The 16,285-nt window shown below is 45.8% G+C and carries 12 protein-coding genes; 8 read left to right on the top strand and 4 right to left on the bottom strand.

Going from position 1 to position 16,285, the window contains the following annotated elements:
• The first annotated feature begins 382 nt into the window (after window positions 1-382).
• The 4 genes from ACOJUN_RS00490 to ACOJUN_RS00475 all read left to right on the top strand — a co-directional run bounded on the left by ACOJUN_RS00490 (window position 383) and on the right by ACOJUN_RS00475 (window position 6,131).
• Window positions 383-2,239, top strand: a complete 1,857-nt coding sequence (locus tag ACOJUN_RS00490; protein ID WP_422134735.1) for a hypothetical protein — start codon at window positions 383-385, stop codon at window positions 2,237-2,239.
• A gap of 130 nt (window positions 2,240-2,369) precedes the next feature.
• A complete protein-coding gene (locus tag ACOJUN_RS00485; RefSeq protein ID WP_422134734.1) occupies window positions 2,370-4,298 on the top strand; it encodes a DNA topoisomerase III in 1,929 nt (642 codons plus the stop codon).
• Window positions 4,299-4,497: 199 nt separating this feature from the next.
• Window positions 4,498-4,842, top strand: a complete 345-nt coding sequence (locus ACOJUN_RS00480; RefSeq protein WP_422134733.1) for a hypothetical protein — start codon at window positions 4,498-4,500, stop codon at window positions 4,840-4,842.
• A gap of 137 nt (window positions 4,843-4,979) precedes the next feature.
• Window positions 4,980-6,131 (top strand): hypothetical protein, encoded by a 1,152-nt coding sequence (locus ACOJUN_RS00475; RefSeq protein ID WP_422134732.1) that lies wholly within the window; start codon window positions 4,980-4,982, stop codon window positions 6,129-6,131.
• A gap of 134 nt (window positions 6,132-6,265) precedes the next feature.
• Here ACOJUN_RS00475 and ACOJUN_RS00470 read toward each other — a convergent pair whose 3' ends face one another.
• Window positions 6,266-6,796 (bottom strand): hypothetical protein, encoded by a 531-nt coding sequence (locus ACOJUN_RS00470; protein WP_422134731.1) that lies wholly within the window; start codon window positions 6,794-6,796, stop codon window positions 6,266-6,268.
• Window positions 6,797-7,238: 442 nt separating this feature from the next.
• On the opposite strand from ACOJUN_RS00470, the gene ACOJUN_RS00465 reads away from it, so the two are divergent.
• From ACOJUN_RS00465 to ACOJUN_RS00455, 3 genes are all read left to right on the top strand, one after another.
• Window positions 7,239-8,366, top strand: coding sequence for a hypothetical protein (locus ACOJUN_RS00465; RefSeq protein ID WP_422134730.1), 1,128 nt, complete (start codon window positions 7,239-7,241; stop codon window positions 8,364-8,366).
• A 345-nt stretch (window positions 8,367-8,711) separates the two neighbouring features.
• Complete coding sequence (locus ACOJUN_RS00460) at window positions 8,712-9,740, top strand: hypothetical protein (RefSeq protein ID WP_422134729.1); 1,029 nt, start codon at window positions 8,712-8,714, stop codon at window positions 9,738-9,740.
• Window positions 9,741-9,915: 175 nt separating this feature from the next.
• Entirely contained in the window at window positions 9,916-10,596 is a 681-nt protein-coding gene (locus tag ACOJUN_RS00455) for a hypothetical protein (RefSeq protein WP_422134728.1), read from the top strand.
• 501 nt (window positions 10,597-11,097) lie between these two features.
• Here ACOJUN_RS00455 and ACOJUN_RS00450 read toward each other — a convergent pair.
• Both ACOJUN_RS00450 and ACOJUN_RS00445 read right to left on the bottom strand, forming a co-directional pair.
• Window positions 11,098-12,000: a transposase gene (locus ACOJUN_RS00450; RefSeq protein ID WP_422134727.1), complete on the bottom strand. Its 903-nt coding sequence runs from the start codon at window positions 11,998-12,000 to the stop codon at window positions 11,098-11,100.
• Between the two features lie 726 nt (window positions 12,001-12,726).
• Window positions 12,727-14,775: an FAD-dependent oxidoreductase gene (locus ACOJUN_RS00445; RefSeq protein ID WP_422137130.1), complete on the bottom strand. Its 2,049-nt coding sequence runs from the start codon at window positions 14,773-14,775 to the stop codon at window positions 12,727-12,729.
• 137 nt (window positions 14,776-14,912) lie between these two features.
• Here ACOJUN_RS00445 and ACOJUN_RS00440 point away from each other — a divergent pair, with 137 nt between their 5' ends.
• Window positions 14,913-15,521 carry a TetR/AcrR family transcriptional regulator gene (locus ACOJUN_RS00440; RefSeq protein ID WP_422134726.1) on the top strand — a complete coding sequence of 203 codons (609 nt, stop codon included), beginning with the start codon at window positions 14,913-14,915 and terminating at the stop codon, window positions 15,519-15,521.
• Between the two features lie 20 nt (window positions 15,522-15,541).
• Here ACOJUN_RS00440 and ACOJUN_RS00435 read toward each other — a convergent pair whose 3' ends face one another.
• Window positions 15,542-16,237, bottom strand: coding sequence for an HD domain-containing protein (locus tag ACOJUN_RS00435; RefSeq protein WP_422134725.1), 696 nt, complete (start codon window positions 16,235-16,237; stop codon window positions 15,542-15,544).
• Between the last annotated feature and the right edge of the window lie 48 nt (window positions 16,238-16,285).

Raw genomic sequence — 16,285 nt, 5'->3', positions numbered from 1 at the left:
TACCTATGATTGGAACTAAAGTTTTTTGTCATTTGTTCATCTTTTATATCTGAGGAAATTCAGGAAATACATCACATGGCTTTCAATCGGATTGATGTCATTTAAAAAATCTTCCTGTGATATTGATGTACTTCATAAAAAATGAACTACTATTTCTATCCTGTTAACGGAACTATCATACACTCTGATTGTGATTGCTACATCGAATCGATCAGGAAAGATGTCAGGTTTTAGCTTTCAGCAGAGAGGTTCTATGGTTAGGTACTTATAACAGCCTGCCTCAATACAGGCGTTGATTTCTCAATTATCTGATGCAAATAATCGTAACCCGCAAAAATTGTCGGTATCAGGTACGCTTGTTTCATAGGAGGTCTGATACATTATGCAGCTAAAAAACGTCTACAAAACTTTTACATTAATGATGATTTTGTTACTGGCTCTTTTCCTTAATTTTTTGCCATCATCGGTCTGCGCTACACAAGTCGATATGGATGACAGGGAGATCAACCTCAAATCGTCCTTAGTCAAATGGTTGCTGGCACTGAATGCAAGGCCCTATGTTTATTATCCCAATGAGCCAAAACTGATTTTGGCAACAATAGCCGAAGATGGTCTGGATGACTTTGCCTGTTTACTGGAAGTCAACAAAGAGCTTCGTCGTGATAAAGCTTTTAACAATATTCCTGTTGAATTGACTGTACAGAGCACTCAATCTCAGAAAAAAAAGCTCTACCGTGCTTTTTCTGAAGCTTCTGATCTGAAAATTAATTGGATTTTTAAGGATGAAAGGCAGGAATACGACACCAGTTCGATGCAGATGGAGTTCGGAAGTTTTACCCTCTCCCTGTCAACCTGGGCAGGAATGAGAATCCCCAGTACATCCAACTGGTTGGGAATTGGTCAGTATTCTAATATTGGTGCCGGAGGCAAGAGTTTGGCTGAGAGCTTTATTGTCAGTTTATGGCTGGTAGAAAATTTTCACCAAAGATCTGGAGTCAGTAGCCTTGAATCTATGCCTTTGAATCGTCAAACCATGAACTACATCTCGGACTTTCGGTTTGAAGGTTATGATTTGTGTCAAAATCTTACAGAGTGCTCAATTAAAACAGAACAACATAAGTTCTCTATTGCTACGCCAAGGTTTGGTCTGGGTGAACTGCACCTTGGGTTACCCTTTAACTCAGAACTGATCGAGAAAGTTGATAATTACGAAATTTCAGATGACAAAACGTCAACTCCACTGTATGAAGATTTAAAGCAATTACTGCAAGATAGGCCATGGCTGGGACTTGCTCTTACGGGTCGTAGTGATTTGGATGCTCAGGCAGAAGCTATTCAGAACGTGTCGTATTATACCGCTTATTACGACGATGAAGCCTTCTTGAAAGAGTATTTGGAGATTATCAGAAGAATAGATCCGGGTGACATAAAAATTGTTACCGACCTTAAATGGTCAATGTTATCAACAGAATCCTTTAAAGAAATGCTCAGTGAACTGGGTTTTGGCAATGTTCATTACAAATCAAACAGTGCATCAAATAGCTATTGTCAGCGCACAACCTCTGAATATAAAAAAATAACGTATAGCGATTGTGACCCTAATGTCTCTGAATATAGAAAAATAACGTTTATCGATTCTGGTTTTATTGATAACGACAATGCTTACAATGCTCTGGCTTACTTCTCTCAACCATTAACCCTGGTTACAGGAGATATCAACCTGGCCAAAGCCATCACAATGAATAAGATTCCTTTTTACCAATGGCGTCATTTTCAAACTCAGGTGAACGAACATCTTCAATCACTCTGGCAAGGCACAGGCCTTGAGTCATTTTTCGTGAATGACTATCAGCCAGAAATAAAGGCAGCAGCACTGAATCAATTTAACCAGGACTCACCGCTTCGTCGTCAGACAAACAAGCAAATCATTAAGGCAAAAAACGCCATGCCTGATCTGCTGGATGTTGTATGGCTGGTCCACTGCCCCAATGCTGAAGTTTGGCGTCTCGATACACAAGTTAAGAGAAAGTTGGTACAGGGTGAGAACAAGGAATTATTTGATGAAATCAAAAACACAGAAAGCAAGGATATTCGTGATATTTTGGCAACCAAGGTACTGATTCAGCACATATTCGATCAGAATACCGGTTATGATAAAGAACAGCTTGACGAATTCTTCAAGTTAATTAATGACTCAAGGCTCAGGGAGTACCTGCTATCATTGCTGAACGTATATTGAACCAACTGGCCAGATACTTGAAAAAGGCTGAAGCCTTGGGCTGTCTGCTTATTCAGGGCTATGATACGGCCAGAAAGAAACTTATTATAGGCAGCTGTACCATTGATCTGATGTAACTTTTGTTGACCTGATGCGTTTAATCATTGCTGAAAAACCCAGTCTGGGCAGAGCCATAGCCGATGTTTTGCCCCGCCCCCATAAACGACAGGATGGCTACATAGAGACCGCATCCGGTGATGTCGTCACCTGGTGTATAGGCCACCTGCTGGAGCAGGTTGAGCCTGAGCAGTATGACCCTGCCTTCAAGCAATGGCGTTTTGAACATTTGCCTATTGTTCCCCAGCAGTGGCAACTGCAACCACGAAAAAACACTCGCTCCCAGTTATCGGTGATTCGTAAGCTGTTGAAAACGGCTGATGTCATTGTTCATGCCGGAGACCCGGACAGGGAAGGGCAGTTGCTGGTCGATGAAGTGTTGGATTATCTCAAACTTTCACCAACCCGCAGAAAAAGTGTCCGTCGTCTTTTAGTGAATGACTTGAACGGTCCGGCAGTTAAGAAAGCCTTCGATCGAATGCAGAGCAATTCTGATTTTGTACCTCTTTCTGTTTCCGCTCTGACACGCTCCCGTGCCGACTGGCTCTATGGTATCAATTTAACCCGTGCCTATACCGTTCTTGGCAAAAAGGCAGGTTATGGCGGTTTGCTTTCTGTCGGTCGGGTACAGACTCCGGTTTTGGGCCTGGTGGTTCGAAGAGACGAAGATATTGCCGATTTCCAACCCAAACCTTATTTCGAAGTCTTTGCCCTGCTGGTGACTGACCAGGGTGAGTGTTTCAAGGCAAAATGGCAACCCAGTGAAGCCTGCCAGCCCTGGATGGATGACGAGGGCCGTGTACTTGATCGTCGACTGGCGGAAAATGTTGTCAGCAGGATTCAGGGCAAGGAGGGGACAGTCACTAAGCTGGAGAAGAAACCTGGCAAGGAATCGCCACCGTTACCCTATTCACTTTCCGCTCTTCAGATTGATGCTGCCAAACAGTTAAGGATGAGTGCCAAGGAAGTGTTGGATGTCTGTCAAAAGCTTTATGAGCAGAAACTGGTGACTTATCCCCGATCGGATTGTCGTTATCTGCCTGTGGAGCATTTCAGGGAGGCACCGGAAGTGCTTGGCGCGATACGAAGCAATGATGAAAAACTGGCCAGTGCTGTGGACGGTGCATTACCCGACCGCAAAAGCAAAGCCTGGAATGACAGCAAAGTAAGCGCACACCACGGTATTATCCCGACCACCCGAAGAACTGATCTCTACAAAATGGGTGACCGGGAGCGCAACTTATATGGCCTCATCGCCAGACAGTATGTGGCACAGTTTTATCCGGATCACCGGTTTTTAGCTCGTAAAGTCAGTGTCACCCTGGAAGGCGGGCAATTCACGGCCAGCAGCAGGGAGGTGCAGGAAGAAGGCTGGAAAGCCATTTTTCCCCGCAAGCCGTCCGTCTCTGAGGATAAAGAGGACGGTCAGAGGTTGCCGGAATTGCACAGGGGGCAGGCACTGCTCTGCAAGGATGCGGATTTGGCAGAAAAGCAAACTCAGCCACCCAGACCTTTCACCGACGCCACTCTGCTGTCGGCCATGACCGGTATTGCCCGCTATGTTAAAGATACCGGGATCAGGAAGGTGCTCAAGGAGACCGACGGTCTGGGTACCGAAGCCACCCGGGCAGGCATTATAGAATTATTGTTCAATAGGAAATATCTTACCCGTCAGGGTAAAAACATTCATGCTACAGAGACCGGGAAAGCATTGATAAAAGCTCTGCCCGAGCCTGTCAGTCGTCCTGACATGACCGCCCGCTGGGAAGCCTCACTGAATCAGATTGTAGAGAAAAAAGGCTCTTATCAGACTTTTATGAGTGAGCTGGAACAGCATCTGGTTCAGTTGTTGCGGGAGGCTGGGCAGTCCGGAGCCATTAATGTACAGGGGTTGCCTCCGGTATCGCCAAACCGCTTCAAGAAGAAAACCCGGCGCAGAAAAAACTCTCGTCGAGCTTCCTGACAAAGATCCCTGAATGTGAACGAATTCAGCGTTCCGTTTCTGCCTGGTAAGATGTTTGTCCAAGAATTTTCAGTTTCTGGCAAAGGCTGTGTTAGAGTGCCCCAGTGGTTCTTTTGATCCTACACGGGCAGATTCGTTGGGCTGACTCAGCCAACGTTTCTGGGATGGTTGACTATGAATTCGAACAGGATGATCCCCCATGTACAGAGCTTTTCTGGCCATTCTGGTTGGGTTGGGTATGACCGGACTGGCATCCGCATCGGATAATTACTCATACACCTGTGACCGCAGCAATCAGGAACGAAAGATAAGCGTCATCTATCTTCAGCGTGAATCCAGCCTGCCCTGTGAGGTCCGCTACACCAAAGGCAGTGATGAAAAGACACTCTGGAACGCCACTTACACTGAAGGCTATTGCGAAGGTCAAGCCTCAGAATTTGTGAAAAAACAGGAAGGTTGGGGTTGGAATTGCACCCTCGACCAGCCAAAAACCGGTGGCAGTCTGCCAGAAGATGCCGAAACGAGAGCGCCAGAGTCCGGCTGAATACCTGCTGATCCGGGCTTAAAGCTAACCACATTCAGGCTGGCAGCATGAATCTGAATCATGTTCGATCGCGGTAGTTAAACTTTCTGGGGTAATCAGGGTCTAAGAATTACCAGTAACTGATTCAGGAACACCTCATGCTGCCAACCCGCTTTACCCATGGGCAGGTTCTTTCTGCTCTGCTAATCCTTCTTCTGTCTGTGCAGTCGTCTCTGTCGTTTTCTTCAGAAAGTTGTCAGACAAGCGAATGCAGTGGCTTTCGAGGCTATAGGTTTCCTTTAGCAGCCCTGTTTGTCTCTGCAGTGACCTATTATGCATGGTCTGAGACGCCGGACGTTCCTTTATCCGGTGAGCATGAATCCTGCAGTATTCACCCCTTCGAACTCTGGAAGCCCAGGCTGGACAGAGAATTCTGTCAGTCCCTGGTTTCCCTGAAAGACCGCACAGAAGCGTTGGAACTATTAAGGCAAACGGGAGCTATGCAGCCTGCGACAGTGGCTTGCCATAACTGGCAAGCTGAGCTGGCAGACTATTTCAACTGGCGTTGGCCAGGAAACAACGCCAGCCAATGGCAGCAAATACCTGTAGGGGCTTTTAAGCAAGTGCTTGACATCATCGAAGAAGCTGACTTTATAGGTATTCTGGCTCGCTCTGCCTCGATCTATTCGTTGAATACGATACAGATCAACAGTCAGCAGTTTATCCTGAAAGGCTATATCAACAGTGGCTTTATTATTGTCCCTATGTTGAAAGTGGCTGAATGTTATTTTGTACCCGAAGAAGAGCCGGTGGCTTTTGGTTTCGATGAGTGGAGTGGGCTAATCGGGGGGCGTATTCATTCCCTGTTCAAAGCCGTGAAGGGGCGTTCTCTTGGGGTCTGGGTTGCTGAGTCTCGCAAACCCTCAAGCCAGGTTGATCTTGATGCCTTGTTCTCGGAGTTTGGGCAAGTTCTGGCGAAGTTTCACCTGCGTCACAGAACTTCAAATTTCAATGGGATTTATACTCTATCCAGAGCGGTTCACCATGACCTGGATTTCAAGAATGTTTTTTATGATGAAAAGACGGGTTTCTCGCTGATTGATACCATTGGGCTTTCTATTTCAGTGCTGGAACCCTCCGAAATGATCCATGATCTGAGTCAGCTCTTTGAAGATATGAACAGAAGCAGGATATCAAAGAGAGGCTTTATCAGGGCTTACGCAAGTCAGTGGCCAGAAGAGACTCAGGCAGTTATCAAGGAGGACTTGGCAGTACTTCAATTGGCGCTGAAGTTGAGATATAGCCCGTAACGTTGGCCCTGAGCTTGTTATCGAAGCCAGAGCGGCAGTCGGGGTCTTTTGAATACACGCTGAATTACTTGGTAGATCATGAAATCGACACTTCGATCTTTCACACTCTCAAAAGCTTTCAAAAGTAAAAATTACTAATTTGTATCTGAATTGGGTCGGTGATTTTTATATTTAGAGTATGCCACCATGCAACCAAGAGCTGTCCAGCACATGTTTGAATAAAGGTCAGTATAATCAGGTTTTATTTGTCCTTTGTTCATATATTGCATTAAATATGCGGGGGGCTTATGAAATAGGCAATCAGCTAAAAAAAATGTTGCGATTGTGGCAATCGGGCGTCCTACTCTTGAAGGCAAGCATTTATATACAGGTCTAATAATATATTTAAAATGAATCATATCTTTACATTCACTGAATGCCAGTTCAATAGACCCGCAGACTCTGGAAACGGATCTATCAAAAATAGATATGCAATTGCCAGCTATTTTTTTTACCAGCGAACATTTTCTTTTCAGAAGTGGTATTTTATTATTTCTGGCTAAAAGTTTTCCTTCTTCATTGAACTCTTTACATAAATAAACAGTTTTTTTTGCACCAGTATTTTCTGACATGTGATCAGTAGAGTTAGAAAAGCTCAAAGTTTTTTCTTTGCAAGCACCTATCATTCGTATACCCCACATGATTTTTTATAAATAATTACTACTTTTGACGCGTATTAAAAAAAATAGTTCCTTAAGTACCTGGCCAGTTGGTTTCGCATATTCTGGCAAGTGGATTTTTTCATCCTTCAAGGCGCAACGACGGACGCGTAGCCATAGCTACGCAACCAGAGTTGGAACGCAGAAGGATGGAAAAAGCCGCCGTCCAGAATATGCGAAACCAACTGGTTAGGTACTTACTAGTTAGACCTGATAACAGCAGTGTTATTAAGAAACCAAAGCGTCAACGTGGATTAGTGAGCCTCTTCTTTGCCGATCAGGATTCACCAAATAATCTTACTCAGGCTGGCAGCATGAATCTGAATCGTTGAATGATGTTCGATGGCCGTTGAACTCTCTGGAGTTATCACGGTCATAGAATGATCAGGATCTGATTCAGGAGTACTTTATGCCGTCAAACCGCTTTGCCTGTGGGCAGTTACTTTCTATTCTGCTGACCTCACTGTTCTTAATGCAGACGGCACCTTCATTTTCTTCAGAAAGTTATCATACAGAGCCATGCCGTCGCTCTGGAGGGCATCGGTTCTCTTTGGCCGTCCTGTTTGCGTCTGCAGCTAACTATTTTGCATCGCCCGAGACACCACACTCGCCAGAATCCGGGGAAGATGAATCCTGTACTATCCAGCCCTTTGAACTCTGGAAGCCAAAACTGGACCGTGAATTTTGTCAGTCTCTGATTGCCAGTAAAAACTGCACAGAAGCTTTGAAACTATTAAGAAAAACGCAAGCCATGCAACCTGCAACAATGTCCTGCGATGATTGGCAAGCTGATCTGGAAGACTATTTCAACTGGCGCTGGCCGGGGAACAACGCCAGCCAATGGCAACAAAATCCTGTGCATCACAGAGGGTTACAGTGGGTGACTGACACCATGGATGAAGCTGAGTTCATAGCTCTTCTGGCTCGTTCTCCTTCGGTGTTTTCGTTGGACAGGATCGAGATCAACGGTCAGCCGTTTATTTTGAAGGGCTATGCGGACACTGGCTTTATGATTACCCCCATGTTGAAAGTGGCAGAATGCTACTTTGTGCCAGAAGAAGAGCCCGTGGCTTTTGGTTTTGATGAGTGGAGCGGATGGGTCGCGGGGCGTATGCACTCCCTGTTCAAAGCCGTGAAAGGGCGCTCACTCCATGATTGGCTGGATGAGTCCCGTAAACCTTCAAGTAAGGTTGACCTTGGTGCCTTGTTCTCGGAGTTTGGGCAAATTCTGGCGAAATTTCACCTGCGTCACAGAGATTCGGATTTGGATGGAATTTATACCCTTTCCAGAGCCGTTCATCATGACCTGAATTTCCAGAATGTTTTTTATGATGAAGAGTCGGGCTTCTCTCTGATTGATACCATCGGGCTTTCTGTTTCAGTTTTGGAACCGTCTAAAGTGCATAATGACCTTATTATGCTGTTCAAGAATATGGACAAACACAGAATATCAAAGGGTAGCTTTATCAGTGCCTATGTAGGTCAGTGGCCAGAAGAAGCTCAGGAGAATCTCAAGCAGGAAATAGAGTCACTTTAAATCTTGCAACGAGACGTTTGCCCTGAGCTTGCTACCCAGGCCAAAAAGTGGGTTAAAGGGCGTCTTTTTTACCGGTCTGGACTAAATATAGAACCGTAATCAGGCTGGCAGCATGAATCTGAATCATCGAACGATGTTCGATGGGTGTTGAACTCTCTGGAGTAATTACGGTCATAGAATAACCAATATCTGATTCAGGAACATGTTATGCCGCGAAACCGCTTAGCCTTTGGGCCGTTATTTTTTATTATGCTGACCCTCCTGCTGTTAATGCAGTCCACATATTCTTTTTCTTTGGAAAGTTGTCCGACAGAGCCATGGAGTCGTGGAGGTTATCGGTTCCCTTTGGCCGTGCTGTTTGCGTCTGCAGCTGCTTATTTTGCATGGCCCGAGACACCGCACTCGCCAATAACCGGGGATGATGAATCCTGTAGTATCCAACCCTTTGAACTCTGGAAGCCGAAACTGGACAGTGAATTTTGTCAGTCTCTGACTGCCAGTAAAAACTGCGCAGAAGCTTTGAAACTATTAAGAAAAACCCAAGCCATTCATGCTGCAACAATGTCCTGCGATGATTGGCAAGCTGACCTGGAAGATTATTTCAACTGGCGTTGGCCGGGGAACAACGCCAGCCAATGGCAACAAATTCCTGTGCGTTACAAGGGCTTACAGTGGGCGACTGACAACACGGATGAAGCTGAGTTCATAGCTTTTCTGGCTCGTTCTCCTTCGGTGTTTTCGTTGAACACGATACGGATCAACGGTCAGCAGTTTATTTTGAAAGGTTATGCTGAAACTGGCTTTATGATTACCCCTATGTTGAAAGTGGCTGAATGCTACTTTGTGCCTGAAGAAGAGCCGGTGGCTTTTGGTTTTGATGAGTGGAGTGGATTGATCGGGGGGAGGATGCACTCACTGTTCAAAGCCGTAAAAGGGCGCTCTCTTCGGGATTGGGTTGCTGAGTCCCGCAGGCCCTCAAGCAGTTTTGATATTGAAGCATTGTTTTCCGAGCTTGGGCAAATTCTGGCGAAATTTCACCTGCGTCACAGGGTTTCGAAATTCGATGGGATTTATACCCTTTCCAGGGCGGTTCATCGAGACCCGAACTTCAATAATGTTTTTTATGATGAAAAGTCGGGTTTCTCGCTGATTGATACCATAGGGCTTTCTGTTTCTGTTCTGGAACCATCGGGAGTGTTTTACGATCTGAATCAACTGTTCTTAGAGATGAACGGAAGTCAGATATCAAAGGATGGCTTTACCAGGGCCTATATAAGTCAATGGCCGGAAGATGTTCAGGAGAGTCTTAAAAAGCAAATTGAGTCACTTCAGGTCGTGCAGATTAACTATACACCATCGTACCGTAAGCCTTGAATCAAGTAACAAGCCGCTGCACAAAGCAGGAGGCTTCAGTGTCTCCTGTTGCTGACTGGCCAATACTGATTTGTTTTTCAAATTGAATATGGCTGATTTTATGCCATTTTTAAGCAGCCTGTATGAGCGATGCAGGCGAATTTCTATGTTTTTTAAATTGGAGTAAAAAATAATCATGCTCAATCCCCTGAACAAAAACATTTTGCTACTTTTTGCGAGCCTTTCTTCTGCTTTGGTAGCAGCAAACCCTATTGTGGAAGGAAACAGTAATGGCATTATATTTGATGCTTCCTGCCCGAACGGAGAAAAGGTTTGTAAAAATCATCCGATTGACTGCCTGGGCGGCTGTGCGCTCAATGCATCAACAGGGGAAACTGTGTTTCAGTGGGAACGCACTATTTTTACAACCAAAGCCGACAAGGCTTCACGGCTTGATATTCAGGCAATGAAAAAGTGTCTTGGCCGCGAAGCCATCCGCACTGCTTTGCTCAAGGGGCAGGAAAACATGCAGGATACCGGTTCAGAGACATTACCCTGTACAGTCACTGGCTCGGAATGGCAATATATCTACCCCCAGTATCATATTTCGGCGCTTACACAGCCTGCTTGTGACAAAACCGAATCTTATCTTGATGAACTGACAGGCAGTTGCCAGAACTGGAAAAATACCGTCTCTGAAGCCGGACTGTGGGTCGGGGTCGGGGCGGCTGCTGTGGTTGCTTTGGTTACATCCTATTTTGTTATAGCACAGGTTGGCAGATGCACCGGATGGTTTCATTGGTTCACTCTTGGAGATGGTGTAGGTATGTGTATTAGAAAGTTCAAATGCTCCGGGTACGAGAGACCCGGCGGTTAATAAAAGGGAGAGGCTGGCATTCTTGCCATTAACAAAAAGCAAGTAAATTTTATGTAGACCATTCAACCGAAGCCGTTCAGGAGATTCTTCAGGAGCTAATAGAATTACCTTAACCATTGCAGCCAGGTGCCAGAGCTTGTCTAAGGCTTCGACAAGCTCTGGGCTAAGTATCAAAATTTTGAACTTTTTCGGAAAAATATGGACTAATAAAAGGTATGAATTGGAATTGTAAAGGAGTACTTCCATGTATTTATCCATAATTCCCTCGCAATCTCAGCCCACCGAGGCAGATACAGCCTGCCAGAAAGTTCAGAGCTCGAAAATAAATGTTTAAAGGACATCCATATAAAATACAATCAAACCCTGACAGCCACTAAAAGGTAAATATTAATCGTTTATCAGAACAAACAAAAAGCGAATCACTCAAAAGGGAGAAAAGTCAGAAATAGCAAAGCTCCCCATATGACAGGGGAAACTAATAACAACGGAAAAGTTGGTCAATTAACTTACGCCATAAAATAAACGACTACAGGCGAACATCCCCTGTACCCAATGCTGCCCCATTTCCTGAGCAAAAGTTTTCATGGCTTCCAGCTTGCCCACTGCCCGATAGAAGCGGCTATTCCATCTCATGGTTTTGAGCCATTCATTTGAATCAATTTCCAGTCGGGTCAGAATGGGTGGAATATCTGAAGGGATTGAACCTTTCTTATCAGATCGAACTGCACGCCCACTCCAGTCAACCAGCTCAAGATAATCGTGAAGAATATAAGGCAATGCCTTAGCCGGGTTTTGCCCTTGTGATCGAAAAGGCAGAAGGGTGATTGGCTGCTTTCGGGTATCAGAGCCTGCCAACTTTTCAATTCGTTCCTGGATCGACGTGTAGTCTGATTCTTCTGGTGTTTCCGATATTTCGGCACGGATCGGATTCAAGTCAACATAGGCCATGCAGGTCAACAACGCTGCTTCATCCAACAACGCCTGACTTTTAAAACGCCCCTCCCAGAATCGACCTCTGCAGCCATCTTCCTGGTTAGCCTCACGGGCAAGATGTTCGTTCAGGCAACGCATGAACCAGCTGATGTTCGTTAATCGATTTCGATACTCTTCAACAAATTCGTCCACGCGAGCCAGTTCCGAATGACTCAGCTGGTCAGCAGCAAGATACCTCTGAACCAGATGCGGACCTGTGAAAAGCCTTGTCCATCGACTCAAAATTTCATCTCGTGTCCACTCTCCGGCAGGTATCTGATTAATATGCAAAACCACATGATAGTGATTCGACATGACAGCATAGGCGCAGACCTCTATAGAAAAGATTGAAACCAGTTCTCTGAGCTTGTCTACAACCCACTGCCGACGGTGCTCGTAGTTTTTGCCCGTTAAATGATCTTCTCCACACAAATATGCTCTGCGTACGCACCGAGCTATACAGTGATAATAAGGTGTGGAACCTGGGTCGATCAGAGAACTTCGCGCACGGGTCATAATCTCTCCTGCCGGAACTAAAAATCAGCAACAACAAAAAAGTAGACAAGCTGGTTTGTTTGTCAAATATAAGGGGGTCTTTTTATTCTTTTTTATGGGTGTCCTTTTATTTTTTTATGGGTGTCCTTTTATTTCTTTATATTTTTCTTATTTTTGGGTGTTCCTTTATTATTTTTCTTTGGGTGTCCTTTTATTTTTCTTTCTTTATTTTTTGTTGGGTGTCCCTTTATTATTTTTTGGGTGTCCTTTTATTTTAAAAATCAGCAACAAGAAAAAAGTAGACAAGCTGGTTTGTTTGTCAAATATAAGGGGGTCTTTTTATTCTTTTTTATGGGTGTCCTTTTATTTTTCTTTCCTTTTATTTTTTTATTTTTTTATTTTTCTTATTTTTGGGTGTCCTTTTATTTTTCTTTTATTTTTTTGGGTGTCCTTTTATTTTTCTATTGGGTGTCCTTTTATTTTTTGTTTATTTGGGTGTCCTTTTATTTTTTTGGGTGTCCCTTTATTATTTTCCTTTTATTATTTTTCTTTATTATTTTTTTTCTTTTATTTATTACGATCGCCCCGGGCTAGTCGCAGCTTTCGACATGCTCAGGGCAACCTCAGGTCAACAGAGTGTGAGTCTATCCGCACATAACCGGATCAGATTTCTGCGGCAAGGCGAGCCCCCTGGTTAATGGCTCTCTTGGCATCCAGTTCGGCGGCAACGTCGGCACCACCGATAAGGTGAACAGGCTTGCTGATGATAGTATCAGCCAGCTCTCTGAGAGGTAATTGACCTGCACAGATGACTACGTTATCCACATCCAGAACCTTTGGCTCACCATCAATGGAGACATGAAGACCACTATCGTCTACCTTGTGGTATTCACAGGAAGGCACCATTTTCACGCCACGCTTGACCATTTCGGTTCGGTGAATCCATCCGGTGGTTTTACCCAGGGTGGCTCCCGGCTTCGTCTTTTTGCGCTGAAGCAGGTAAACCTCCCGTGAACTTTCTTCTTCCCGGGAGCCGGAAGCAGCCAGACCACCCCTGTTGCTGAGACTCATATCAACCCCCCAGTCTTTCATGAAGGCTTCGACATCCAGGCTGTGTGAAGGCCCTTTCTGGGTAATAAATTCACTCAAATCGAAACCAATTCCGCCAGCACCGATCACTGCTACGGTTTTACCGACTTTTGCACCCCTGAAGACATCCAGGTAGGTCAGAACTTTGGGGTGATCCAATCCTTCAATATCGGGTGTACGTGGTGTAACGCCAGTCGCTACGATGATTTCATCAAAATCGCTGTTTTCCAGTTCACTGGCAGAAACCCGGGTGTTCAGTTTCAGATTTACACCGGTGAGCTCTAACTGACGCTGGAAGTATCGAAGTGTTTCATGGAACTCTTCCTTGCCCGGTACCTGTTTGGCAATATTGAACTGGCCACCGATTTTGTCAGCAGCCTCAAACAGGGTGACATCATGGCCTCTGTATGCGGCAGTTGTCGCAAAAGAGAGGCCGGCGGGACCAGCACCCACCACCGCAAGCTTTTTCGGCTTGTCAGTAGGCAGATAGTTTAATTCGGTCTCATGACAGGCTCTGGGGTTAACAAGGCAGCTGACCAGTTTCAATTCAAAAGCATGGTCCAGACAGGCCTGATTGCAGGCGATACAGGTGTTGATTTCATCAGCACGGCCCTCTTCAGCTTTTTTAACCCACTCTGGGTCAGCCAGCAAAGGGCGAGCCATGGAAACCATGTCGGCATCGCCTCTGGCCAGAACCGTTTCAGCCACTTCTGGCATGTTAATACGGTTGGAGGTAATAACAGGAACGCTTAACTCTTTTCTGATTTTTGCAGTGACCCAAGTGAAAGCAGCACGGGGGACCATGGTTGCAATGGTGGGAATGCGAGCCTCGTGCCAGCCAATACCGGTGTTGATAATGGTCGCACCCGCTTTTTCGATCTCTTTGCCAAGCTCTACAATCTCATCCCAGCTGCTGCCGCCTTCAACCAGGTCGAGCATGGAGAGACGATAAATAATAATAAAGTCTTTGCCGGTCTTTTCTCTTACACGACGAATGACTTCAATGGGCAGTCGAATGCGGTTTTCGTAACGTCCACCCCAGTCATCATCACGGTGGTTGGTTTTAGCGACGATAAACTGGTTGATGAAATAACCTTCCGAACCCATGATTTCAACACCATCATAGCCCGCTTTCCGGGCATTCAGGCTACATTGCACAAAGTCTTCAATCTGGCTGTCAATCTCTTCGGGCGTCAGCTCTTTGGGAGGAAAAGGCGCAATCGGTGCTTGCAGGGCACTGGGAGCAATGGCTTTAGGGTGGTAGGCATAGCGACCGGTGTGCAAAATCTGCATACAGATCTTGCCGCCTTCGTTGTGTACGGCCCGGGTGACCAGGCTGTGACCGGCAATCTCTTCTTCTGTTGTAATCTGGGCTGCGTTGGGCAAGCCGCCGGATTCCCAGTTGGGCGCAATGCCGCCGGTCACCATCAGACCGACGCCACCTTTTGCGCGCTCACCAAAGTAAGCGGCCAGCCGCTCGTAGCCACCGGGATGCTCTTCCAGGTTAGTGTGCATGGAGCCCATCAGCACCCGGTTTTTCAACTGTGTGAAGCCCAGATCCAGTGGTTCCAGCAGGTGAGGGTAGAGCTTATGGGGCTCAGAGCTGTGTGGGGAGATGGTCATCGACAGATCCTCATCAGGTTTTTTAAGGGACATTTGTAATTATCTTATCTGGACAGCGTCAAGATAAGACTGTATGTTGACACTGTCAAGATTGAGTATTCATTTTCTGAAACAGAGCACTGTCTTTGAGTAAAAATATGTCAGCCAAGAAGAATTACCATCATGGAGACTTACGACAAAGCCTGATTAATGAGGCAACCCGGATGATCGCCGGGTCCGGCGTTGAGAAGCTCTCTATGCGTGGGTTGGCTGATGCTGTTGGTGTCTCGAGAACCGCAGCCTATCATCATTTCAAAGATAAGAATGAACTTTTATGTGCCATCGCAGAGCAAGGGTTCAATCACTGGTACCAGGAACTGGGAAGCAGGCTGACAGAAGTCCCCGACGATCTTGAAACCTGGTTTCGTGAGTTTTCCTATGCTTACATCGATTTTGCCCAGAATCATGCCGAACAGTATGACCTGATGTTTGGCCGACCTATCTGGAAGAATGGGCAAGCCACTGATGAACTCAGTAAAATCTCATTTGAAGCTTTTCAGCGTTATGCTGACTTTGTCAAAAAATACTTACCGGGTGACAGCTTCAGTCAGGATCAGGATGCCCTGCGGGTAGCCCAGGTATCCTGGGGCAGTTTGCACGGTTTAAGTCGTTTATTAATTGATGGGGTTTATCTGGATAAGGCCTCCATCAATAGCATGTGCGATGTAGCGGCAAGGTTACTGGTACAGAATATGAAGTCAACATAGCTGTTTTTAGCTGCTCTGATTCATAAGGGCCGCTCGGACTCATCAAAGCTACGCCAGAAAAGGCGAGCCATTCTGATATCATTTTGAGCCATGGATCGACCTGTTTCGGTCATCAGTTTTTCTTCAAAAAGGTTCTGTACTCTTCGGGTTTGCATCAACGCCTGATCGCAGGGGAATTTTCTGACTTCAAGGTTACAGGCCAGTTCGCGGGCTATGCCCCGGGCTCCCATTAGGTCCATGGCATCGGCATCAAAGACAATTTTCGCCTCTAAGGGGGAACGCCCGGAAATCAGATGAGGACGGCACAGCCTGACAATCTCGTACAGCTGAGATTGAACGACGGGATTCAATCCGGTTTCTTTCAAAAGTTTATCGAGTTGCTCCAGATGGTCATGATATTGATGGAGCCAGGCACCCGCTTCAACAAGAAAGGAATTACCCGATTCATACTGATTGATCTTCAGGGCGTATTTTACCACTCGTTCTCCATGCCTCAGGTTGTGGTAAGGGTCCTGCTGCTGATAAAAAACGCTGGCTTTTGCTTTTATGTCGTTCAGGCAGTTCTGCATGGTTTTGCTCTGATCGCGTCCATATCCATTCAGGGAGAACTGTCGGCAGGGTTGGGCAGTACCTTCAGCCTGAATGCCTGAATGCCTGAAAATAATAGTATTAATGACAGAGTGGCTGACAGGATTTTGGGAGGCCGGAGTAGACATTGCAATGTATATTCCTGATGAGGTTGTCTGCCGCCCCTGACAGGCGGC

It is taken from the genome of Endozoicomonas sp. ALD040, assembly GCF_049275945.1.
GTDB lineage: Bacteria > Pseudomonadota > Gammaproteobacteria > Pseudomonadales > Endozoicomonadaceae > Endozoicomonas_A.
The sequence above is the reverse complement of the archived record's forward strand: the minus strand, read 5'-3'. Positions and strand labels throughout refer to the sequence as shown.

Excerpts from the sequence above, each read along its gene's own strand:
- ACOJUN_RS00445 (WP_422137130.1), bottom strand. The coding sequence starts at position 14,775 with ATGACCATCTCCCCACACAGCTCTGAGCCCCATAAGCTCTACCCTCAC.
- ACOJUN_RS00465 (WP_422134730.1), top strand. The coding sequence starts at position 7,239 with ATGCCGTCAAACCGCTTTGCCTGTGGGCAGTTACTTTCTATTCTGCTG.
- ACOJUN_RS00470 (WP_422134731.1), bottom strand. The coding sequence starts at position 6,796 with ATGATAGGTGCTTGCAAAGAAAAAACTTTGAGCTTTTCTAACTCTACT.
- ACOJUN_RS00480 (WP_422134733.1), top strand. The coding sequence starts at position 4,498 with ATGTACAGAGCTTTTCTGGCCATTCTGGTTGGGTTGGGTATGACCGGA.
- ACOJUN_RS00435 (WP_422134725.1), bottom strand. The coding sequence starts at position 16,237 with ATGTCTACTCCGGCCTCCCAAAATCCTGTCAGCCACTCTGTCATTAAT.
- ACOJUN_RS00490 (WP_422134735.1), top strand. The coding sequence starts at position 383 with ATGCAGCTAAAAAACGTCTACAAAACTTTTACATTAATGATGATTTTG.
- ACOJUN_RS00485 (WP_422134734.1), top strand. The coding sequence starts at position 2,370 with ATGCGTTTAATCATTGCTGAAAAACCCAGTCTGGGCAGAGCCATAGCC.
- ACOJUN_RS00455 (WP_422134728.1), top strand. The coding sequence starts at position 9,916 with ATGCTCAATCCCCTGAACAAAAACATTTTGCTACTTTTTGCGAGCCTT.
- ACOJUN_RS00440 (WP_422134726.1), top strand. The coding sequence starts at position 14,913 with ATGTCAGCCAAGAAGAATTACCATCATGGAGACTTACGACAAAGCCTG.
- ACOJUN_RS00475 (WP_422134732.1), top strand. The coding sequence starts at position 4,980 with ATGCTGCCAACCCGCTTTACCCATGGGCAGGTTCTTTCTGCTCTGCTA.